General features: G+C 71.9%; 16 protein-coding genes and 1 riboswitch. Of the genes, 9 read left to right on the plus strand and 7 right to left on the minus strand.

Going from position 1 to position 22,142, the window contains the following annotated elements; all coding sequences use genetic code 11:
* Positions 1-207 precede the first annotated feature (207 nt).
* Positions 208-2,499 carry a glycoside hydrolase family 3 N-terminal domain-containing protein gene (locus OG408_RS37865; protein WP_326674031.1) on the minus strand — a complete coding sequence of 764 codons (2,292 nt, stop codon included), beginning with the start codon at positions 2,497-2,499 and terminating at the stop codon, positions 208-210.
* A gap of 148 nt (positions 2,500-2,647) precedes the next feature.
* Here OG408_RS37865 and OG408_RS37870 point away from each other — a divergent pair, with 148 nt between their 5' ends.
* Positions 2,648-3,247: a TetR/AcrR family transcriptional regulator gene (locus tag OG408_RS37870; protein ID WP_285564420.1), complete on the plus strand. Its 600-nt coding sequence runs from the start codon at positions 2,648-2,650 to the stop codon at positions 3,245-3,247.
* 287 nt (positions 3,248-3,534) lie between these two features.
* Complete coding sequence (locus OG408_RS37875; RefSeq protein ID WP_326674032.1) at positions 3,535-6,537, plus strand: carbohydrate binding domain-containing protein; 3,003 nt, start codon at positions 3,535-3,537, stop codon at positions 6,535-6,537.
* Positions 6,538-6,627: 90 nt separating this feature from the next.
* On the opposite strand, the gene OG408_RS37880 is transcribed toward OG408_RS37875, so the two are convergent.
* Positions 6,628-7,515 carry a carbohydrate kinase family protein gene (locus OG408_RS37880; protein WP_442806156.1) on the minus strand — a complete coding sequence of 296 codons (888 nt, stop codon included), beginning with the start codon at positions 7,513-7,515 and terminating at the stop codon, positions 6,628-6,630.
* A 144-nt stretch (positions 7,516-7,659) separates the two neighbouring features.
* Positions 7,660-7,875, plus strand: a riboswitch (cobalamin riboswitch).
* A gap of 160 nt (positions 7,876-8,035) precedes the next feature.
* Here OG408_RS37880 and metE point away from each other — a divergent pair.
* Both metE and OG408_RS37890 read left to right on the plus strand, forming a co-directional pair.
* Positions 8,036-10,360 (plus strand): 5-methyltetrahydropteroyltriglutamate--homocysteine S-methyltransferase, encoded by a 2,325-nt coding sequence (gene metE / locus OG408_RS37885; RefSeq protein WP_326674034.1) that lies wholly within the window; start codon positions 8,036-8,038, stop codon positions 10,358-10,360.
* Positions 10,361-10,489: 129 nt separating this feature from the next.
* On the plus strand, positions 10,490-10,954 hold the full coding sequence (locus OG408_RS37890) for a hypothetical protein (RefSeq protein WP_326674036.1): 465 nt from the start codon (positions 10,490-10,492) through the stop codon (positions 10,952-10,954).
* A gap of 48 nt (positions 10,955-11,002) precedes the next feature.
* On the opposite strand, the gene OG408_RS37895 is transcribed toward OG408_RS37890, so the two are convergent.
* A complete protein-coding gene (locus tag OG408_RS37895; RefSeq protein ID WP_326674655.1) occupies positions 11,003-13,060 on the minus strand; it encodes a SpoIIE family protein phosphatase in 2,058 nt (685 codons plus the stop codon).
* A gap of 206 nt (positions 13,061-13,266) precedes the next feature.
* Between OG408_RS37895 and OG408_RS37900 the strand changes: the two genes are divergently transcribed.
* From OG408_RS37900 to OG408_RS37915, 4 genes are all read left to right on the plus strand, one after another.
* Complete coding sequence (locus OG408_RS37900) at positions 13,267-13,527, plus strand: WhiB family transcriptional regulator (RefSeq protein WP_285565617.1); 261 nt, start codon at positions 13,267-13,269, stop codon at positions 13,525-13,527.
* Between the two features lie 75 nt (positions 13,528-13,602).
* The gene (locus OG408_RS37905; protein ID WP_285565615.1) at positions 13,603-13,926 is read left to right on the plus strand and encodes a YkvA family protein; all 324 of its coding nucleotides are present in this window, start codon (positions 13,603-13,605) and stop codon (positions 13,924-13,926) included.
* Positions 13,927-14,117: 191 nt separating this feature from the next.
* The gene (locus tag OG408_RS37910; protein WP_326674037.1) at positions 14,118-16,292 is read left to right on the plus strand and encodes a discoidin domain-containing protein; all 2,175 of its coding nucleotides are present in this window, start codon (positions 14,118-14,120) and stop codon (positions 16,290-16,292) included.
* 102 nt (positions 16,293-16,394) lie between these two features.
* Positions 16,395-16,904: a mycothiol transferase gene (locus OG408_RS37915; protein ID WP_285565609.1), complete on the plus strand. Its 510-nt coding sequence runs from the start codon at positions 16,395-16,397 to the stop codon at positions 16,902-16,904.
* Between the two features lie 6 nt (positions 16,905-16,910).
* Here OG408_RS37915 and OG408_RS37920 read toward each other — a convergent pair whose 3' ends face one another.
* Positions 16,911-17,732, minus strand: coding sequence for a helix-turn-helix domain-containing protein (locus tag OG408_RS37920; protein WP_326674039.1), 822 nt, complete (start codon positions 17,730-17,732; stop codon positions 16,911-16,913).
* 102 nt (positions 17,733-17,834) lie between these two features.
* On the opposite strand from OG408_RS37920, the gene OG408_RS37925 reads away from it, so the two are divergent.
* Entirely contained in the window at positions 17,835-18,266 is a 432-nt protein-coding gene (locus OG408_RS37925; protein ID WP_285565607.1) for a DUF2000 domain-containing protein, read from the plus strand.
* Positions 18,267-18,325: 59 nt separating this feature from the next.
* On the opposite strand, the gene OG408_RS37930 is transcribed toward OG408_RS37925, so the two are convergent.
* The 3 genes from OG408_RS37930 to OG408_RS37940 form a co-directional block, all read right to left on the minus strand.
* Positions 18,326-19,375 (minus strand): polyprenyl synthetase family protein, encoded by a 1,050-nt coding sequence (locus OG408_RS37930; RefSeq protein ID WP_326674041.1) that lies wholly within the window; start codon positions 19,373-19,375, stop codon positions 18,326-18,328.
* Positions 19,372-20,439: a tetratricopeptide repeat protein gene (locus OG408_RS37935; protein ID WP_326674042.1), complete on the minus strand. Its 1,068-nt coding sequence runs from the start codon at positions 20,437-20,439 to the stop codon at positions 19,372-19,374. Before OG408_RS37935 ends, OG408_RS37930 begins: the two co-directional genes overlap by 4 nt.
* Before the next feature lie 253 nt (positions 20,440-20,692).
* On the minus strand, positions 20,693-21,985 hold the full coding sequence (locus OG408_RS37940) for a phosphoribosyltransferase (RefSeq protein WP_326674043.1): 1,293 nt from the start codon (positions 21,983-21,985) through the stop codon (positions 20,693-20,695).
* Positions 21,986-22,142: the final 157 nt, after the last annotated feature.

A 22,142-nucleotide genomic window follows, 5' to 3' on the forward strand; every position in this document is an offset into this window, starting at 1 on the left:
CGTCATCGAGGGGGACGGCGGGCGCCGGAGCGGCCCGCACAGCGCCGATACCGCAACGTCACCCGCTCCCAGGTTCCGTGCGGGTGACAGTAGGCGGCATGCCGCGGGGCGCCCCCACGACATGCCGCCGGGCCGCCGCCGGGGCCCGGTTGGGCTATCCCGGCGGGTGACCGGCGCCCGGCACTCGCTGCCGGGCGCCGTCGGTGCTCAGCCCTTGACCGTGAAACCGGCGCGCAGCAGTGCCGCGTCGCGCGATGACGGGCCGACGAGCAGTTCGAACGCGCCCGGCTCGACGATGCGCCGGCCCTCGGCGTCCACCAGCGTGCAGTCGGCGACCGGCAGTTCGATGGCGACCTCTCGGGACTCACCGGGGGCGAGCGCCACCTGGCGGTAGGCCTTGAGCTCCTTCTCCGCCCAGGTCACCGAGGTGACCGTGTCGCTGATGTACGTCTGCACGGTCTCCAGGACCGGACGGTCACCCGTGTTGCTGACGGTGACGCGCGCCCGCAGGGTGTCGCCCGCGCCCAGGACGTCGGTGAGCACCTCCAGGTCCGTGTACGCGACGGTCGTGTAGCTGAGGCCCTCGCCGAAGACGAACGCCGGACTCTGCGTCAGATCCGCGTACCGGGAGCCGTGCTGGCCGCGTACCTGGTTGTAGTACGTGGGCTGCTGCCCCGAGTGGCGTGCGAAGGAGATGGGCAGCCGCCCGGACGGCTCGATGAGACCGAGGGCGAGTTCGGCGACGGCCCGGCCGCCGAGCATGCCGGGGTTGAAGGCGTGCACGATCGCCGCCGCGCCGTGCGCGGACGGCGGCAGGACGAGCGGCTTGGAGCTGATGACGACGACCACGAGCGGCTTGCCCGTCGCGGCCAGTGCGTCGAGCAGCGCGACCTGACCGCCGATCAGCTCCAGGGTCGCCGTCGAGCGGCCCTCACCGATCAGCTCGATCCGGTCACCGACGACCGCGACCACGTAGTCGGCGGCCTCCGCCGCGGCGACGGCCTCGGCGATCAGGGTCTCGGACGGCTCCGCCGGGACGACGATTTCCGGCCGCGGCTGTCCGTCCGGGAAGAACGCGCCTTCGGGGTCGGGGCCCACGGTGAGGATGTCGGCCCCGCGCGCGTGGGAGACGGTCCAGCCGGCGGGCACGTGCTCCCGGAAGCCGTCCAGCACCGTACGGATCATGGCGCGCGGCTGGCCGTCCGGCAGCCAGTCCGCCTGGCCGGACGAGCCCGCCCAGTCGCCGAGCTGGGTCTGCGGGTCGTCGGCGTTGGGGCCGATGACGGCGACCGTACGCGGAGCGGAGTCCGCACCCGCGACCGCGCGGCCCTGCGGACCGGCCTCGAAACCGCCGGCCAGCGGCAGCGTGCCGTCGTTGGTGAGCAGTACCAGCGAGCGGCGCGCCGCTTCCTGGTTCAGCCCGGCATGGTCCGCGCTGCCGATGACGGCGGCCTGGCGCTCGCGGTCGGGGTGGCGCGGGTTCTCGAACAGGCCCAGTTCGAACTTGAGGGTGAGGATGCGCCGGACCGCGGCGTCGACCTCCGCCTCGCTCAGCGTGCCCGCGGCGACGGCCTCCTGCGCGCCGCCGAAGAAGGCCGGCGTCGTCATGACCATGTCGTTGCCGGCGCGGACCGCGGCGGCGGCCGCCTGCGTGTGGTCGGCATACACATGCTGCTCCCACACCATGCGGCCGACGTTGTCCCAGTCGGTCACCAGGGTCCCGGTGTAGCCCCACTCGCCGCGGAGCACCTCGTTCAGCAGCCAGTTGTTGACGGTGACCGGCACCCCGTCCATGGACTGGTAGCCGAGCATGAACGTCCGGCAGCCCTCGCGGGCGACCCGCTCGAACGGGGGCAGGAACCACGAACGCAGCTTGCGCCGCGAGATGTCGGCCTCGCTGGCGTCGCGGCCGCCCTGGGTCTCCGAGTAGCCCGCGAAGTGCTTGGCGCACGCGAGGATCGCCGTCGGGTCGTCGAGCCCGTCGCCCTGGTAGCCGCGCACCATGGCCGAGGCGAGCTCACCGATGAGGAAGGGGTCCTCGCCGAACGTCTCGCTCACCCGGCCCCAGCGCAGGTCGCGGGTGATGCACAGGACCGGCGAGAACGTCCAGTGGACGCCGGTCGCGGCCACCTCGACGGCCGTGGCCCGGGCGATGCGCCGCACGAGCTCGGGGTCCCAGGACGCCGCCATGCCGAGCTGGGTCGGGTAGATCGTGGCCCCCTCCCAGAAGGAGTGGCCGTGGATGCAGTCCTCGGCGACGAGCAGCGGGATCCGAAGCCGGGTCTGCTCGGTGAGGGCGGCGGCCTCCAGGACCCGCTCGGGGGAGGCGTGCAGGATCGAGCCCGCGTGCATCTCCTCGATGTGGGAGCGCACCCCGTCCTTGGCGTTCAACTGGAGCATCTGGCCGACCTTCTCGGGCAGCGTCATCCGGCCGACCAGGTCGGCGACGCGCTCCGGGACGGACAGGGCGGGGTCGAGATAGGGCAGGGAGGAGCCCACAGGAGTTCCTTTCACAGCGTCGGCGGGACGGCACGGCGCAACACGGCCGCTGGGATCCACCGTACGCTGAATCCCGACCGGGTGGTAAGTATGTGAGTATGCGACTGTACGCAGAAGAGCCGTTCGAGACGACCGGGGAGAGTGACGAGTGACGGGTGAGGCGCGGCGGGGCTATGCGAAGGGCCGCGCCAAGCGGGTGGAGATCCTCGACCAGGCCATGGCCCTGTTCGGTGAGGTCGGCTACCGGGGAGCGTCGTTGCGCGTGATCGCGACGCGCTGCGGCATCTCGCACCCTGGGCTGCTGCACCACTTCCCCACGAAGGGGTCACTGCTGCTCGCGGTCCTTGAACGCCGCGACGACGTGGACGGCGAGCTGTTCGCCGTCGGCGAGCCCACGGGCGTGGACTGCCTGCGCCGGCTGGTCGACCTCGCCGTGCTGAACGCCGAACGGCGGGGCATCGTCGAGCTGTTCTCCGTGGTCGCCGCCGAGGCCACCTCTGCCGAGCACCCGGCTCACGCCTATTTCGTGGAGCGGTACCGCGACCTGGTGCTGACGACCGCGGTCTCGTACACGGAAGCCCGCGACGCGGGTGCCCTGCGGGACGGGATCGACCCCGACGAGGCGGCTCAGCAGCTGATCGCGATGATGGACGGACTCCAGACGCAGTGGCTCCTCAGTGACTGCACGACGGACATGGCCGGTGTGCTCCGCGCCCACCTTCAGGCGCAGTTGACCGTGCCGCTCTGAGCGGTGGCGGTGCGGCGGGAGTCACGCCGGGAGCCGGAACTCTGACCTCCGCTTGAGGAGGGCCCGATGCGGGCCGTCAGACCTCTTTACGGCCTTGTCATGTGCCGGTAACTTCCGAGCTGCAAGAGATTGCAGCAACATTCCGGCTGGAGTTTCAGTCGGAACGCACCCCCATCGCTCGGACCTTGAGGCGCGTCAGGGTTTCCGGCGGGACGGCGCAGGTCCCCGATTCCTGCGCCCTGGACGCCTCGGCTCGCCGTCGCCGTGGCCCTTCCCTGGAGACACCGATGAAACGCACCCCTCACAGGCTGCTCAGACGCCCCCTGGCGGCAGCCACGGCCGCGGCCGCAGTGCTCGGACTGTTCACCGCACTGCCCGCCACCCCCGGTCTGAACGCGAAGCCCGTCGCCGCATCCGAGACGTCCACCACCGTCTTCTACTACACGAAGACGAAGAACTGGGCGGCGTACAAACTCCATTACGCACCGGACGGCGGGTCCTGGACCACGGTGCCCGGCGTCGCGATGGAGGCCGCCTGCACCGACTGGGTCAAGAAGACCGTTCCGCTCGGCACCGCGCAGGGACTGAAGGCGACCTTCAACAACGGATCCGGTGTCTGGGACAACAACGCCGGCAAGAACTACGACCTGGGCAGCGGCGACATCACCGTCAAGGACGGGGTCGTGGCCCACAGCGACCCGTGCGCGGACGGCACCGGCCCGGACCCGAGCCCGAGTCCCACCGACAGCGCCGCGAACACCGCATCGGTGTACTACTCGACCGCCACCGTCGGCTGGACCACCACCAACCTGCACTACCAGCCCGTAGGCGATTCCTGGACCGCGGTGCCCGGCGTCGGGATGGAGCCCGCCTGCACCGGCTGGGTGAAGAAGACGGTCGACCTCGGCACCGCCGCCTCGATGCAGGCCGCGTTCAACAACGGCAACGGCGTCTGGGACAACAACAACGGCGGCAACTACACCCTCTCCACCGGCGTCAGCACCGTGAAGGACCGGGCCGTCGTCAAGGACGCCAAGGACCCGTGCGTCGCCGAGACACCCGACACCGAGGCGCCGACCGTGCCCACGGGCGTCACGGCCAAGGCCGACGGCATCGGCGTGGTCCTGACCTGGGAACCCTCCACCGACAACAAGAAGGTGACCAAGTACCAGGTCACCCGGACCGGAGGCACCAAGGGCAGCGTCGTCACCGACGTGAGCTCGACCGTGCTCTCCGAGTCGAACCTGGAGGAGAACACCGCCTACACCTACACCGTCAAGGCGGCCGACGCGGCGGGCAACACCTCCGGGGCCTCCGCGGCCGCGAAGGCCACCACGGGCGACAGGCCGCCGGCCGCCGCCCAGGGCAAGCCGCTGGGCACCGACCCGCGCAAGGACCCCATCTACTTCGTCCTGACCGCCCGCTTCAACGACGGCGACGCGAGCAACAACCGCGGCGGCAACCAGGACGTGAAGTCCGGCAACGCCGCCAACAACGACCCCATGTTCCGCGGCGACTTCAAGGGCCTGGTCAAGAAGCTCGACTACATCAAGGGGCTCGGCTTCTCCGCCATCTGGATCACCCCGGTCGTCCTGAACCGGTCCGACTACGACTACCACGGCTACCACGGCTACGACTTCTACAAGGTGGACCCCCGCCTGGAGTCCGCCGGAGCCTCGTACCAGGACCTCATCAACGCCGCCCACGCCAAGGGCATCAAGATCTACCAGGACGTCGTCTACAACCACTCCTCGCGCTGGGGCGCCAAGGGCCTCTACACCCCGACCGTCTACGGGGTCCGTGACAGCCAGTGGAGCTGGTACTACGACGAGAAGAACGAAGGCTTCGAGTACGACGGCCTGACCGTCGATCCCAAGACCGGCAAGTCGTATTACAACGGCGACCTGTGGTCCACGGCCGAGCCCGCGGGCAACACCTGCGTCGACTGGGGCAAACCAACCCAGTACACCTCCCCGGAGGGCTACCGGATCTACAACTGCCAGTGGCCGAACCCGACCTCGGGCATGTTCCCGAAGGAGTATTACCACAACTGCTGGCTGGGCAACTGGGAGGGCGAGGACTCCCGCTCCTGCTGGCTGCACGACGACCTGGCCGACTTCAACACCGAGTCCGCTCCCGTGCAGAACTACCTGATCGGCGCGTACAACAAGTACATCGACATGGGCGTCGACGGCTTCCGCATCGACACGGCCGTCCACATCCCGCGCACCACCTGGAACCGCCGCTTCCTGCCCGCCATCCAGGAGCGCGTCACCCGGCAGTTCGGCGCCGGGGCCGCGAAGAACTTCCTGGTCTTCGGCGAGGTCGGCGCGTTCGTCAACGACAAGTGGAACCGCGGCTCGGTCAACCACTCCGCGCAGTTCTTCACCTGGAAGGAGCGCAAGGAGTACGACGCCGACGACACCAAGGCCGCCCTGGAGATGTACACCTACGAGGAGCAGCTCGGCACCGGATCACAGCCCACGTCCACCAACGCGTTCCTGGACGGGAACAGCTACCACACCCCGGACCACAGCCAGTTCTCCGGCATGAACATCATCGACATGCGCATGCACATGAACTTCGGTGACGCCCCGAACGCGTACAACAACGGCAAGGACTCCGACGACTCGACCAACGACGCCACGTACAACGTCGTCTACGTCGACAGCCACGACTACGGCCCCAACAAGAGCAGCGAGCGCTACGCGGGCGGCACCGACGCCTGGGCCGAGAACATGGCCCTGATGTGGACCTTCCGCGGCATCCCGACGCTCTACTACGGATCGGAGATCGAGTTCCAGGCCGGAAAGAAGATCGACTGCGGGCCGACCTGCCCGCTGGCCACCACCGGACGCGCCTACTACGGCGACCACCTCGCCGGCGACGTCACGGCCTCGGAGTTCTCCAAGGTCGACTCCGCCACCGGCGAGGTCGCCAACACGCTGTCCAAGCCCCTGGTCAAGCACGTCCAGCGGCTCAACGAGATCCGCCGTGCCGTGCCCGCCCTGCAGATGGGCCAGTACTCCACCGAGGGCATCACCGGCCAGATGGCGTACAAGCGCCGCTACACCAGCGGCACGACGGACAGCTTCGCCCTCGTCACTGTCACCGGCGGCGCCTCGTACACCGGCATCCCCAACGGCACGTACAAGGACGCCGTCACCGGTGACACGCAGGTCGTCACTGACGGAAAGCTCACCGCCGCCGCACCCGGCAAGGGCAACATGCGCGTCTACGTGCTGAACGGCCCGGGGAAGATCGGCACGGCCGGTCCGTATCTGAAGTAGCCCGGAAACAGCGGCACTTCAGCCGTGCGGCGCGTGCCCCGGCGGACCGGTCACTCCGGCCCGCCGGGGCACGCGCACACTCGGGTGCGGCTACGAGCCGCCGCCGTCCGCCGCCAGCAGGGCCTCGCGGCCGATCATGGCGGTGGAGCCGGGAGCCGTGCACGCGAAGGCACCCGCCACCGCGCCCAGGCGGGCGGAGCCGAGGGCGTCCCGGCCGTCGAGCCGCCCGTACAGGAAGCCGGTGACGAACGCGTCACCAGCGCCGTTGCTGTCCACGACCGGCGCCGGCGGCACGGTCGCCGGGACGTGGTGCGGGTCCCCGCCGCCGTCCCGGGTGAGGACGTAGGAGCCCTCCGCGCCGGCCGTGGCGACCACCGTCGAGGCACGGCCCTCGCGCAGGATCTCCCGCATCAGGGCGGGGGCGCGGTCGCCGGTCGTCGCCGCGCTGAAGAAGACCAGATCGGACCGGAGCGCGAACTCCCTCTGGTGGTCGGCCAGTCCGTCCCAGTCGTGCAGATCCGTCGAGACGGGGAGGCCGAGGGCCTCGATGTCGTCGTAGAGGAAGCGCGTGAAGTTTGTAATGGACAGATGCACATGGCGGGCGCGCCGCAGCCGGGGAAGGTAGAAGTCCCGCGGCATCCGCAGATCCGCCGGATCGCGGGCGTCGTAGAAGGACATCCGCCGCCCCGTCGCGTCCACCAGGTTCACCGCACGGCGGGTGCCCGCAGCCGAGATCAGCGGGTGGAACTCCACATCGCCCTCGGCCAGCCGCTCGCGCACCCGCGTGCCGGTCCAGTCGTCGCCGATGCAGTCGAGCAGCGCGACGTCCAGCCCCAGCGCGCGGGCACCGAGCGCCACGTTGCCGCCGGTCTGACCGGGCCACTCCTCGATCGGACCGACCATGACGGCGTCGGCGAGCGGAACCGGGAGGGAGTCGACGCGGACGATCGTGTCCACCCCGCTGCCGCCGACCACCAGGACGTCGTATTCGGATTGTTGTCGGGCCACTGTGCCGCCTCTCTGTACCCGCCGTGATCAAGTATGGCCGAACGCCCGTACACCCGTCCGTCCCGGCCGAGGGTCCGCCATGTGAACAGTGCCGTGGAGTGCGCGGACGTCCTCTAGGGTGGGCGGTGCAGCTGGTTCGCCCTGTCCGCCAGGCAGGCGCGTCGCAAGAGGGAACCCGGTGGGAATCCGGGACTGCCCCGCAGCGGTGAGCGGGAACGACCGCCGTCATACGCACTGGATCCGAAGGGTCTGGGAAGCGACGGCCAGTAGGTGTCTGCCTCGGCAGACGTGCCCGCGAGTCCGAAGACCTGCCCGCTGCCCGCGTCCGAACCCCCGGAAGCGGAGATCTCGGTGACCTCGTGGGCGGGTCGGCGGCAGACAGCGGGCGGACGGCACCGAAACGGTGCGGTGAACCGCCCGGTCCGTCACACCTTCGCGCCCTCGTCCCGGTCCGGGATCCGCAGGAGACACGCTCGCGAAGGAGAGCTACGTGACATCCGAACCCACCACGGCGACGGCAGCGGCCACCGTGTACGGCTACCCCCGCCAGGGCCCCGACCGTGAACTGAAGAAGGCGGTCGAGGGCTACTGGAAGGGCCGCGTCACCGCCGACGCCCTGCGGGAGCAGGCCGCCGCACTGCGCCGGGCGAACTGGCGGGAACTCGCGGCCGCCGGCCTCGGTGAACTCCCCACCGGCGACTTCTCGCTCTACGACCACGTCCTGGACACCAGCGTGATGGTCGGCGCCGTCCCGGAGCGCCACCGGGCCGCCGTCGCCGCCGATCCGCTGGACGGGTACTTCGCGATGGCCCGCGGCAGCCGGGACGCAGCCCCGCTGGAGATGACCAAGTGGTTCGACACCAACTACCACTACCTGGTGCCCGAACTGGGCCCCGACACCGTGTTCACCGCCGACTCCGCCCGGCAGGTCGCCGAGTTCCGTGAGGCCGCGGACCTCGGTCTGACGGCACGTCCGGTCCTCGTCGGCCCGGTCACCTACCTGCTGCTGGCCAAGGCGGCCCCCGGCACCCCCGCGGACTTCGACCCGCTGTCCCTGCTGGACCGGCTGCTGCCCGTGTACGCCGAGGTGCTCGCCGACCTCCGGGCGGCAGGCGCCGGCTGGGTGCAGCTCGACGAGCCCGCCCTCGTACAGGACCGCACCCCCGCGGAACTGGACGCCGTCGCCCGCGCCTACCGGCTGCTCGGCGGGGCGGACGACCGCCCGAAGCTCCTGGTCGCCTCCTACTTCGGGCGGCTCGGCGAGGCCCTGCCCGTCCTGGCCCGCACCCCGGTCGAGGGACTCGCCCTCGACTTCACCGAATCCGGCGCCGCCAACCTGGCCGACCTCGCCGCCGCGGGCGGGCTGCCCGGCAAGCGGCTGGTCGCCGGCATCGTCAGCGGCCGCAACATCTGGATCAACGACCTGGAGAAGTCCCTCGCCACGCTGGGAACCCTGCTCGGCCTCGCCGGCCGGGTCGATGTCTCCGCCTCCTGCTCCCTGCTGCACGTCCCCCTGGACGCCGCCGCCGAGCGCGGCACCGACCCGCAGATCCTCCGATGGCTCGCCTTCGCCCGCCAGAAGACCACCGAACTCGTCGTCCTCGCCCGCGGCCTCACCCACGGCACCGGCGCCATCGCCGCCGAACTCGCCGCGAACCGGGCGGCCCTGGCATCCCGCGCAGGGTCCGCGCTGACCCGCGACCCGGCCGTGCGGGCCCGCGCCGCGGCCGTCACCGACGCGCACGGCCGCCGCTCCCACCCCTATGCCGAACGGAGCCCGCTGCAACGCGCGCACCTGGGACTGCCCCCGCTGCCCACCACCACGATCGGCTCCTTCCCGCAGACGGACGAACTGCGCACCGCCCGGGCCGATCTGCGGGCCGGACGGCTCGACGGCCCCGGCTACGACAAGCGCATCGAGGCCGAGATCCGCGAGGTGATCGCCTTCCAGGAGGAGACCGGACTCGACGTCCTGGTGCACGGCGAGCCCGAACGCAACGACATGGTCCAGTACTTCGCCGAACAGCTCACCGGCTACCTCGCCACCCGGCACGGCTGGGTCCAGTCCTACGGCACCCGCTACGTCCGGCCGCCGGTGCTGGCCGGTGACATCTCACGGCCGGATCCGATGACCGTGCGCTGGACCTCGTACGCGCAGTCCCTGACCGCACGCCCCGTCAAGGGCATGCTCACCGGGCCGGTCACCATGCTCGCCTGGTCGTTCGTGCGCGACGACCAGCCGCTCGCCGAGACCGCCCGCCAGGTCGCCCTGGCCCTGCGCGACGAGGTGGCCGACCTGGAGGCGGGCGGCACCTCGGTCATCCAGGTCGACGAACCCGCCCTGCGCGAGACCCTGCCGCTGCGGTCCGCCGAGCACGCCGCCTACCTGGCGTGGGCCACCGAGGCGTTCCGCCTGACCACGGGCGGCGTGCGGCCCGAGACCCAGATCCACACCCACATGTGCTACGCCGAGTTCGGCGACATCATCCGCGCCATCGACGAACTCGACGCCGACGTCATCAGCCTGGAAGCCGCCCGCTCCCACATGGAGGTGGCCAGGGAACTCGCCGGCCACGGCTACCCGCGCGAGGCGGGGCCCGGGGTCTACGACATCCACTCGCCCCGGGTGCCGAGCGCCGAGGAGGCGGCCGCCCTGCTGCGCACCGGCCTCGACGCACTGGGCACCGAGCGGCTGTGGGCCAACCCCGACTGCGGCCTCAAGACCCGGGGCTGGCCGGAGACCCGCGCCTCCCTGGTCAACCTCGTCGCGGCGGCCCGCACGGTCCGGGCCGAGTCGGCAGGCGACACCGCCTGACCGGCGCCGGGGCCGGAGCCGCCGCCATCCGGCGGTCTCCGGCCCCGGCCGGCCTTCTCTGCGCGCGGCCCCGACTTCCGCTGGCTATCGTCGGTCGGGGGCCATCGACCCGAACCGTGGAGGAGCCTCATGCTGCCGTTGCCCGAACCGCGCGACCTTCCGCCGCGCATCGCCACCGGCGCGTTCATCCTCAATTCCGGCCTGGGCAAGCTCAAGGCCGACGAAGCGACCGCCCAGGGCCTGCACGGGATGGCCTGTACGGCCTACCCGTTCCTGAAGAAGCTCGAGCCCGACCGGTTCACCCGGCTGCTCGCCTGGTCGGAGATCGCGGTCGGCAGCAGCCTGCTGGTCCCGTTCGTGCCGACCAGGCTCGCCGGACTCGCCCTCACCGGGTTCTCCGGCGGCCTGCTCGGCCTGTACCTGCGGGTGCCCGGCATGCGGGAACCCGGCAGCCTGCGCCCGAGCCAGGACGGCGTCCCGCTGGCCAAGGACTCCTGGATGTTCGGCATCGGTCTGGGCTTCCTCGGCGCGGGAACCCGCCGGGCGGCCACGGCGTCCCGTCACTGCCGCCGGCACCGCCGCTGCGGGCGCTGAACCACCCGGCGCCGGGCGGTGCCACGGAGTCCGTGGCACCGCCCGGAGTCAGTCGCGCACCCGGGCCACCAGCAGCGCCACGTCGTCATGGCCCTGGGGGTGCCGGAGCTCGCGCAGCAGCCGGTCGCAGCACTCCTCCAGCGAGGGGTCGGGATCGCGCAGCAGCCCGAGCAGGGTGTCCAGCCGGGCGTCGATGTCCTGGTCCCTGGTCTCCACCAGCCCGTCCGTGTACAGCACCAGCCGGTCCCCGGGGCCGAGCGCGACCGTGACGTCGCTGAACGGGACACCGCCCACCCCGAGCGGCGCCCCCGGCGGCAGTTCGAGCAGCCTCGGCGTGCCGCCGCGCGGGATCAGCACCGGCGGGAGATGACCGGCGGTCCCCACCCGGCACCGGCCCGCGGCCGGGTCGTACACGGCGTACACGCAGGTGGCGAACCACGGGTCCAGATCGACGGTGATCTCGTCGAGGTGCCCCAGCACCTCGGCGGGCCGCAGGCCGAGCCGGGACAACGTCTGGGTGGCGGTGCGCAGCCGCCCCATCGTGGTGGCCGCGTTGATCCCGCTGCCCATCACATCGCCCACCACCAGCGCGGTCCGCCCGTGCCGCAGCCCGATCACGTCGAACCAGTCGCCGCCGACCTCGTAGCGGGAAGCGGCCGGCTGGTAGCGGGACGCCACCTCGAGACCCACCGGATCGTGGTGGTTGTGCGGCAGCATGCTGCGCTGGAGGGTGAGCGCCGTCTCCCGCTGCTGCCGGTACAGGCGCGCGTTGTCGATACTGACCGCCGCACGGGCGGCCAGCTCGGACGCCAGCAGCTCGTCGTCCTCGGTGAACGGCAGCGGATTGTCCGTACGGATCAGGTCGATCGCGCCCAGGACCTCGCCCCGCGCGATCAGCGGCACCGCCAGGTAGGAGTGCGCGCCCGCCTCCGCGAGCAGTGCCGCCGAGCGGCTGTCACGGGCGATGCGCGAGAGTATCTCCGCGTCGAGAACCGGCTCCCGGACCGGCCGGGCCGTGCGCACACAGCGGGTGATCAGCCGGTCGGTGCCGTACTGGGCGGCGTGCCCCGGTGGGTCCGCTGCCTCCACGACGGGGTTCGGCCGCGCGGCCACGAGGGCCAGGGCCTGGATGAGGATCGGCCCCTCGGTCACACCGGGGCGCCCCTTCAGGACACTGTCCAGCACATCGACCGCGGCCACGTCGGCGAGCTCCGGCACCGTGACCTCGGCGAGCTCCCGGGCCGTGAGCTCCAGATCCAGGGTGGTGCCGATGCGCACCGAGGCGTCCGCGACCAGCGCCAGGTGGTGCCGGGCCCGCTCCGCCTCGGCCGCCGCCCGGTAGCGGTCGGTCACATCGATCAGCGACACCGCGATCCCCAGCACCCGGCCGCCGGAGTCGTCCAGCCGGTACAGCGACACCGACCAGGCACGGTCGGTCCCCGGATCGGCCGCGGTACGGCCCGCCACGTCGTGGGACACGTACGGCACACCGCTCCTGAGGACTTCGCGCATGGCCGCCACGAGGGCGCCGGACTCCAGGAACGGCAGTGCCTCGCCCACCCGGCGGCCCAGATGATCGGCGGCACTCAGCCCGTCCATCCGCTCCAGTGCGGGATTGGCCGCCAGGTACCGCAGATCGTGTCCCAGGACCGCCAGGCCGATCGGGGACTGGTCGACCAGGCGCACGGACAGCGCGAGGTCGCGCTCGACCTGGCTCAGGGTCGCCCCGTCCGCCGCCAGCCCCAGCGCGAAGAAGTCACCGCGGTCGTCCTGGAGCCGCATGTTGCGGAACTCCAGCAGCCGGGCCGTGCCGTCCTTGTGGCGTACGGGAAAGACCCCCGCCCACGCCTCGCCGCTGCTCATCACCTCGGTGAACAGCGTCAGCACCAGCTGGAGGTGGTCCTCGTCCACCAGCAGCCGGGCGGCGAACCGGCCCAGCGCCTCCTGCGGCGAGTAACCGAGCAGCTGCTCCGCCTGCGGGCTCCACAGCACGATGCGGCCCCCGGTGTCCAGCACCATCGCCGCCACCCCGAGGACATCCAGCAGGCCGCCTTCGGGCGAGCGGCGCACACCCTCCGGCTGCGCCTCTCTCCAGCCGGTCCGCATGTCATCAGTGCCGCCCACGGACATCCTTCCCATGCCGTCACCGCGCCCGGACGCAGGCCCGCTGTCTCCCATGGTCGCCCCGGAGCCGCCGCCCCCGCAGCTTCGACGGCCGCGACGCGTGTGCCGCGGGGGGTTTCGGAAACGTCAGGGCGGTCACCCGCAGCGTACTGAGCCGAATGGACGCACACGACCGTCAGGAGAGTGAGATGCCCGTCGAGAACTGGCGTATGCACGCGGCATGCCGCGAAGAGGACCCCGACCTGTTCTTCCCCATCGGGAGCACCGGCCCCGCACTCGTGCAGACCGAGGATGCCAAGGCGGTGTGCCGAGGCTGCCCCGTAAGGGAACAGTGCCTGCGGTGGGCCCTGGAGAACGGCCAGGACGCCGGGGTGTGGGGCGGCCTGGGCGAGGACGAGCGGCGCGCACTGAAGCGCCGCTCGCGCAGGCGGGCCAAGGAGCAGAGCTGAGGGCGAGGCCGCCGTCACAGGGGGCCGTCCGCGCACCCGCTCGGTGATTTCCCGTTCCGCGGGTACACGTGAGGCATGGACACCACGACATGGATCGTCATCGCCGCGGTTCTCGTGCTGCTCACCATGGGCGTCGCAGCCGTCCTCCTGGTGCGGGTCCTGCGCGCCAGGAAGCTGCTGACCGACGCCGGAATCCCGCTGCACAACAAGGCGCTGCTCTGGGCGGCGGTGCTCTACACCGTGTCGCCCGTCGACCTGCTGCCCGACCCGGTCTACCTCGACGACATCGGCTTCCTGCTGCTCGCCCTGCGTTCCCTGCACTCCGCCGCGCGGGCGGCCGGAGTGGGGACGGGCAAGCGCGGCGAGCTGCCGGTGGAGTCCCGCGGCCTCGCGCCGTAAGGCAGCCGCGCACCGCCGGCACGTACCGCAGGCGGGGGAGTGACGTCCGGATTCCGGGCGTCCGTACGACCCCGCGGAATCGACCTCGTCACGCTCGTTGACACCGGAACGGGTACACGTCACTCTCCTGGGAGAGCGCTCTCCCATTCGTTACGGGACACCTGTCCCGCACTCTTCTGCCAGGAGAGAACGTGCACAGAGTTTGCGCAGCCCTGCCCCGAAGACCGCGTTCGGGCACGCTGTTGATCACCCTTCTCGCCCTTCTCGCGTCGTCGCTCGTGATGCTGACGGCGGCGCCTCCCGCCCGGGCCGCCGAGTCCCTGCTGTCGCAGGGGAAGACCGCCACGGACTCCTCCCACGAGGGGGCCGGGCTCGCCGCGTCGGCGGCCGTGGACGGAAATCTGACCGGCACCCGCTGGGCCAGCGAATGGCGCGACCCGCAGTGGATCCAGGTGGACCTTGGCGCCACCGCCGACCTCAGCAGGGTCGTCCTGACCTGGGAATCCGCCTACGGCAAGGCGTACGAGATCCAGGCCTCGGACAACGGATCCGACTGGCGCACCCTCAAGGCCGTGACCAACGGCGACGGCGGCACGGACGAACTGGCCGTCTCCGGCTCCGGGCGCTACGTCCGGATGTACGGCACCGCCCGCGCCGGCGGATACGGCTACTCCCTCTGGGAGTTCCAGGTCTACGGCTCCACCACCGGCACCCCGCCCGACCCCGGCGGCGCCGTCCGCGTCACCGGCTCGCAGGGCAACTGGCAGCTGACCGTCGGCGGGAAGCCGTACCAGGTCAAGGGACTGACCTGGGGGCCGTCCGTCGCCGACGCGGGGCGCTACCTGCCCGACCTGAAGTCGATGGGCGTGAACACCATCCGCACCTGGGGGACCGACGGTTCCTCGAAGCCGCTGCTGGACGAGGCCGCGGCCAACGGGATCCGGGTCGTCAGCGGCTTCTGGCTCCAGCCGGGCGGCGGTCCGGGCAGCGGAGGGTGTGTCAACTACCTGACCGACGACGCCTACAAGTCGTCCTCGCTCACCGAGTTCGCCAAGTGGGTCGACACCTACAAGAACCACCCGGGCGTCCTCATGTGGAACGTCGGCAACGAGTCGGTCCTCGGCCTCCAGAACTGCTACAGCGGTGACGAACTGGAGAAGCAGCGCAACGCCTACACCACCTTCGTCAACGACGTCGCGAAGAAGATCCACACCATCGACCCGAACCACCCGGTGACCTCGACCGACGCCTGGACGGGCGCCTGGCCGTACTACAAGCGCAACGCCCCCGACCTCGACCTCTACTCGGTCAACTCCTACGGCGACATCTGCGGGGTCCGCGGCGCCTGGGAGTCCGGCGGCTACAACAAGCCCTACATCATCACCGAGGGCGGCCCGGCCGGTGAGTGGGAGGTCCCCGACGACGCCAACGGCGTCCCGGACGAGCCCACCGACGTCCAGAAGGCCGAGGGGTACACCAAGGCCTGGAACTGCATCACCGCCCACCAGGGCGTCGCCCTCGGGGCCACGCTCTTCCACTACGGGACGGAGCACGACTTCGGCGGCGTCTGGTTCAACGTGGTGCCGGACGGCAAGAAGCGGCTCTCCTACTACGCGCTGAAGAAGGCGTACAAGGGCTCGACCGTCGGCGACAACACCCCGCCGGTCATCAGCAACATGACCGTGCAGAACGCCAACGGCGCACCCGCCGGACAGGAGTTCACCGTCCGTGCCGACATCCGCGACCCGGACAACGACCCGCTGACGTACAAGATCTACCTGAGCGGGAACTACGCCACCGGCGACAAGGCCCTGGTCGAGGCCGCCTGGCGGTCCACCGGCAACGGCACCTTCGCGGTGAAGGCGCCGGAGCGGCTCGGGGTGTGGAAGGTCTACATCCAGGCCGAGGACGGACACGGCAACGCGGGCATCGAGACCAAGTCCGTGAAGGTCGTGGTGCCCCCGGTCTCCGGCACCAACCTGGCCGCCGGACGGCCGGCCACCGCCAGCTCCGCCCAGGCCGGCAGCACCGGCTGCCCCTGCACGGCCGCGATGGCGTTCGACGGCCGGATGGACACCCGCTGGGCCAGCGACTGGAGCGACCCCCAGTCGATCCAGGTCGACCTCGGTGAGCGGAAGTCCTTCCGCCACCTCCAGCTGGTGTGGGACCCGGCGTACGCCAAGGCGTACGAGGTACTGGTCTCGGACGACGGCAGCAACTGGCGCTCCGCGTACTCCACCACGAGCGGGAACGGTGACGCCGACGACATCGACGTCGCGCAGACCGCCCGCTATGTGAAGCTCAACCTGACCCAGCGCGGCACGGGTTGGGGCTACTCGCTCTGGGAGTTCGGCATCTACTCCTGATCTCCCCGCGGCGCCGGTGAGGGACCTTCCCCTCACCGGCGCCGCCCGTCGTGGGGCGTGTCGGTGACGGGGGCGGAGCGGGGGAGCGGGGATGGTGAGGACATGAATGTCGCAGACCTTTTGGTGGACGGATTCACCCGCGTCCGGGAGACGGTGCACTCGGCCCTGGAGGGCCTGGACCCCGACGACCTCCATGCCCGCATCGACGACGGCGCCAACTCGATCGCCTGGCTGGTGTGGCATCTCACCCGTGTCCAGGACGACCACATCGCCGACGCGGCCGGGATCCAGCAGATCTGGTTCACCCAGGACTGGACGGCCCGCTTCGACCTGCCCTTCGCCAAGGAGGCCACCGGCTACGGGCAGAGCAGCGCCGACGTGGCGGCCGTGCGGGTGGGCTCGCCGGAGCTGCTGATCGGCTACTACGACGCCGTGCACCTGCAGACGATCGGCTTCGTGCAGGGCCTCGACGGCAGGGCGCTTGACCGGGTCGTGGACGAGGCCTGGTCGCCGCCCGTCACCCTGGGCGTACGGCTGGTCAGCGTGCTGTCGGACGATCTTCAGCACGCCGGACAGGCGGCCTTCGTCCGCGGCTCGCTGGAACGCCGGTAGCCGCCGTCAGGAGGCGGGCACGGCGAGCGCGCCGCGGGTACGGGCGTAGTGCCCGGGACCGGTCCCCACGACGCGCTTGAAGTGGCGCGTCAGATGGGACTGGTCGTAGAAGCCGACCGCGCTCGCCACGTCCGACGCCGGCATCCCCTGGAGCAGCAGCCGGCGGGCCAGGTCGACGCGGCGTCCCGTCACGTACTGGTGCGGTGCCATCCCGAACTCCCGGCTGAAGGCCCGCACCAGATGGGTGTGGTGGGCCTGCAGACGCAGCCCCGCCTCCTGGAGGGTGATCCCCGCCACGAACCGTTCGTCGAGGAGATCGCGCAGCCGGTGCGCGACCCTGCGGTCGTGCACGTGGCGCACGGGTTCCGCCCGGTTGCGCAGATGCTGTTCGAGCCGCTCGGAGACCAGGGCGAGCCGGCTCGCCGCCTCCAGTTCGTCGCCCGGTCCGGCGAGCGCGGCGTGGAGACGGTGGATCCGGCGCCGCAGGGCCGGATCGTCGACGACGGGCCGGTCGACGGCGGTGCCGACGAGCCCCTCGTCGACCTGGCCGACATCGAGGTACAGGACGCGCTTGCGGAAGCCCTCGGGGGTGGCTGCGCCGCCGTTGTGCGGAACGTGCGGGGGCAGCAGGGTCACCACATGGGTGAGCACACCGTGCTCGTGGCGGTCCAGGTCGTAGCGGACCATCCCCTCGTCGACGATGAGCAGGGTCCACGCGTCATGCGTGTGCATGGGGTAGGTGTGGTCGGTGAAGTGGGCGTGGAAGACCTCTTCGATTCCCGCCACGGCAGGCCGCCACGCGGTGATGTCCGGACGAGCAGCAGCCATGCCCCGATCGTACGCCCGGCCCCTCCGCGCCCCCGATGCCGAGGCCGGACGTGCAAAGTTCGTACAAGACGGAGCGGCGGGCGGTCCGGCAGGCTCGGTCGCATGACAGACGAACCAGTCCCCGTCCGCTTCGACACCAAGATCGCCGTACTGCTCCGGGACGACCTGGAGACCTGGCAGCGGCTCAATGTCACGGCCTTCCTGGTCAGTGGCGTCGGTACGGCCGTGCCCGAGGTGATCGGCGAGCCGTACGCCGACGCGGACGACACCCCGTACCTCCCGATGTTCCGCCAGCCCGTTCTCGTCTTCGAGGGGTCGAAGGAGCTGCTGACGACCGCCCACACGCGGGCGGTCGGCCGGGGTGTGACCCTGTCGGTGTTCACCTCCGACCTCTTCGCGACGGGCAACGACCGGGACAACCGGGCCGCGGTCCGCGCCGTCCACCGTGACGCGCTGGACCTGGTCGGACTCGCCGTGCACGGGCCGCGCAACGCGGTGGACAAGATCCTCAAGGGCGCGTCGATGCATCCCTGACCACGCCCGCCGCGTGCGGGGGCGGGTGCGCGGCCGGCCGGGGCCGGCCGCGCGGGGCGTCACAGGGTGCGTGCGGTGAAGTACGGCAGCAGGGCGAGGAGGTCCGCCAGCGGGTCCGGGGCCAGCGTCACGCTCTCCAGACAGGCCCGGGCACGCTCCAGATTCCGGTCCGCCTCGGCCACGGCGGCCGCGCGTCCGCCGGCCTCCTCCGTCAGGCCGGCCGCCTGCCGTGCGGCGCGGTCGTCCAGGGGTTCGCCGGACCGCAGCAGCGCACCGAGCCGCTGGGCGGCGGGACCGCCGGCGGTGAGGGCGGCGAGCACCGGATACGTCTTCTTGCCCCGCCGCAGATCGCTGTGGACCGGCTTGCCGGTGACCGCCGGATCGCCCCATATGCCGAGCACGTCGTCCACCGCCTGGAACGCCACCCCCAGATGGCGCCCGGCCGCGGTGAGGGCATCGGTCTCCGTGCGCCCGGCGCCGCCGAGCACGGCGCCCAGACCGGCGGCACAGCCCAGCAGCGCGCCCGTCTTGTGCTCGGCCATCAGCCGGTACTCCTGCGGCCGCACAGCGTCGGGCCCGGTCCACGGGCGCGACTCGAAGAGCAGGTCGTCGGCCTGGCCGCGGACCAGGTCGCCGAGGGCCCCCGACAGCAGCCGGACCGCAGGCGCGCAGCTGCCCCCGGGAGCCGCGGCCAGGGTCTGCACGGCCAGGGCGAAGAGCGCGTCACCCGCGAGGACCGCGGGCCCGGTCCCGTACGCCTTCCAGGCGGTGGCCCGCTGCCGGCGGGTCTCGTCGCCGTCCATGATGTCGTCGTGGAGGAGCGAGAACGTGTGGATCAGCTCGACGGCCACCGCGCCGGGGACCGCGCTTCCCGCCTGGGCGCCGACGGCCTCCGCCCCGAGCACCGCCAGTGCCTGCCGCACCCCCTTGCCCTGCGCACCGGGGACGGCACGGCCGTCGGGCCCCTCCCAGCCGAGGGAGTACGCGGTGATCTCGGCATGCCACGGATGCAGCGTCGCCACGGCCCGGCCGAGGGCCGGCCGGACCAGATCGCGGCAGCGGGCGAGGACGGCGGGCGCCTCGGTCCGCTCGGCCAGGGGAGGCGTCATCGGCTGCCGCCCGCCGTGGCTTCGGCGGTGGAAGCGGCCGGTGTGACGCCGAGCTCCGCGTACGCCTTGTCGACCATGTCGCGGGCGTTGAGCAGCCCGATCCGGTCCAGCGTGCCGCGCAGCACGTCCAGCTCCGCGGCGGTCTCCGCACGGTCGCGGCCGAGCCTGGCCAGGGACTTCACCAGCCCGAGCCGGGCCAGCGCCTCGCCCCGGGGCTCCGTCATCTCACGGAACTCCGCCAGCGCCTGCTCGTAGACCTCGCGGGCCTCCTCGTACCGCCCGGCGCGATAGAGCACGTTGGCGCGCATCTTGTGGTTGTAGGCGAGGGCGCTCGACAGCTTCATCGCCCGACAGGTGAGTTCGGCCTCGGACAGCAGGGCGAGCGCGCGCTCCGGGTCGTTGTCGCGTACGGAGATGATGTCGGCCATGCCGCGCAGCGCCCAGGCCCGGCCGCGCCGGTCGTCCGCGTCACCGGCGAGCTGAGCCGCCTCCTCGAACATCTCCAGGGCGGTGTCGAAGGACCCGGTGTTGCGGTGGATCTGGGCGATGCCCTCCAGGGCCCAGACGGTGTGGCGGGCCTCGCCGCGGGCGCGCGCCTCGGCGAGCAGCTGCTCGTGGAGCGCGGCGACGGTCCGGTAGTCGCCCTGGATGCGGCCGGTCTCCGCGAGGCCGGCGAGGGAGTAGCCGCGCGCCACCACGTCGCCGCCCGCCTTCCCCAGGTCCGCCGCCAGCCGCAACAGGCGGAAAGCGAGCCGCAGTTCGCCCCGCTGCCGGGCGAGGGTCCCGCCGCTCCACAGTGCCCAGGCCCTGGCTCCCGTGTCGTCGGCGGACCGGGCCGCCCGGTAGCTGGCCTTCCACGCCCGGTCGGCGTCCTGGACGTTGCCCAGCCGGCGGTGCGCCTCGGCCACCGCGAGGCCGGTGCGGGCGACTTCCTGCGGGGAGCCGGAGAGCTCGGCTTCCCGCAGGTGGCGTTGTCCCTCGGCCAGTACGTCCGTGAGGCAGGCGTTCACGGACATCTTGGTGAGGGCGCCCTGGTACTCGGGCGCCAGTGCTTTGCTGTGCATGGGAGCCTTTCGCGCGCGAACAGGGCGTCCCGACTGCATCTATACGCTCCATGTATACATCTGGCGTATAGATGCACGGTAGTCGGACCCGTGCGCTCGTGGGGGGTCGGTCGAGGTCGGTCGTGTGCGGCGTGCCGCCTTGTTGTGGATCAAGACGACAGAAGCGTGCGCAGGGTTGCTTCGCGTGACGGGAAACCCCACGGGCATCCCTTCGGACCGCCGGGGCGCCGATGGCCGGCGGTCCGCCCGCGGGTCAGCCGGGCCGCTCCGTGAGATGGCCGGTGAACCACTCCAGGGCCAGGCCGGCGACCTGGTCGAGCGCGCCCGGCTCCTCGAAGAGGTGGGTCGCCCCGGCGACGACGTCGAGCCGGTTCTCGCAGCGCAGCCCGGCCTGGGCCTCCCGGTTCAGCTCCAGCACGCGGGTGTCGTGGCCGCCCACGATCAGCAGCGTCGGGGCCCGTACGTCGCCGAGACGGTCCCCGGCGAGGTCTGGGCGGCCGCCGCGTGAGACGACCGCGCCGATCCCCGTGCCCCGTTCCGTCCCGGTGGACGCCGCGGCCCGCAGCGCGGCGGCGGCTCCGGTGCTCGCCCCGAACACGCCGACGGCGACCGGTGCGCGGCGCTGCACCCACCCGGTGGCTCCGGCCAGCCGTCCGGCCAGGGTGGGGATGTCGAAGACGTTGGCGCGGTCGGCCTCCTCGGCGGGGGTGAGCAGGTCGAACAGCAGCGTGCCGAGGCCGGCCCGGTTCAGGGTGGCGGCCACCGCGCGGTTGCGCGGGCTGTGCCGGCTGCTCCCGGAGCCGTGGGCGAACACGACGAGCGCTCCGGTGTCCCCGCTCGCGGTGAGCTCGCCCGGCAGGACCACACCGCCCGCGTCCACCTCCACCTCGACGGTGGCAGAGGGGTGCACCGGCGGCGCGGCCCGGCCCAGCAGCGCGACGACCTCCTCGTCCGGTGTCTGGCCGAAGTCGCGGTACCACTCGCCCACCGCCGAGAAGCCGAACGGCGTCGACAGGCAGACCAGTTCGTCCACCGAGTCCCGCAGCCGTTCGGCGGCATCCGGCGGCGCCACCGGTACGGCCAGCACGACGCGCGCCGCGCCCTGCGCGCGAGCCACCTCGCACGCGGCCCGGGCGGTCGCACCGGTCGCGATCCCGTCGTCGACGACGATCACCGTGCGGCCCGTCAGGGGGATGCGGGGCCGGTCGCCGCGGAACGCCCTTGCCCGGCGCGTCAGTTCCGCCTCCTCCGCGCGCTCGACAGCGGCAGCGGCCGCCTCCGACACCCGGCCGCGGCGCATGATGTCCTCGCTGATGACCCGTACGCCGCCCTCGCCGATGGCGCCGAAGCCCAGCTCCGGGTGGTGCGGGACGCCGAGCTTGCGGACGACGATCACATCGAGCGCGGCGCCGAGTCCGCGGGCCACCCGGAAGGCCACCGGCACGCCGCCGCGCGGGAGACCCAGTACGACGGGGTCGCTCGCGGCCAGCGGGCGAAGGGCCTCGGCAAGCCGTTCCCCCGCATCGGCGCGGTCAGCGAACAGCACAGGGATTCACCCCGGATCAGGCGAGCACGGGCGGCCGCCCGGCCGCTTACTCCGAATCAATACCGTGCCGGGGCGACCCGCAACCGGCGAGCACCCTCCGGCCGGAGGGAACCGAACCGGCCGCGGCGGGGCGGGGGCGAATCCGCAGACCGGAGTC

The organism is Streptomyces sp. NBC_01257, from assembly GCF_035917255.1.
Taxonomy (GTDB): domain Bacteria; phylum Actinomycetota; class Actinomycetes; order Streptomycetales; family Streptomycetaceae; genus Streptomyces.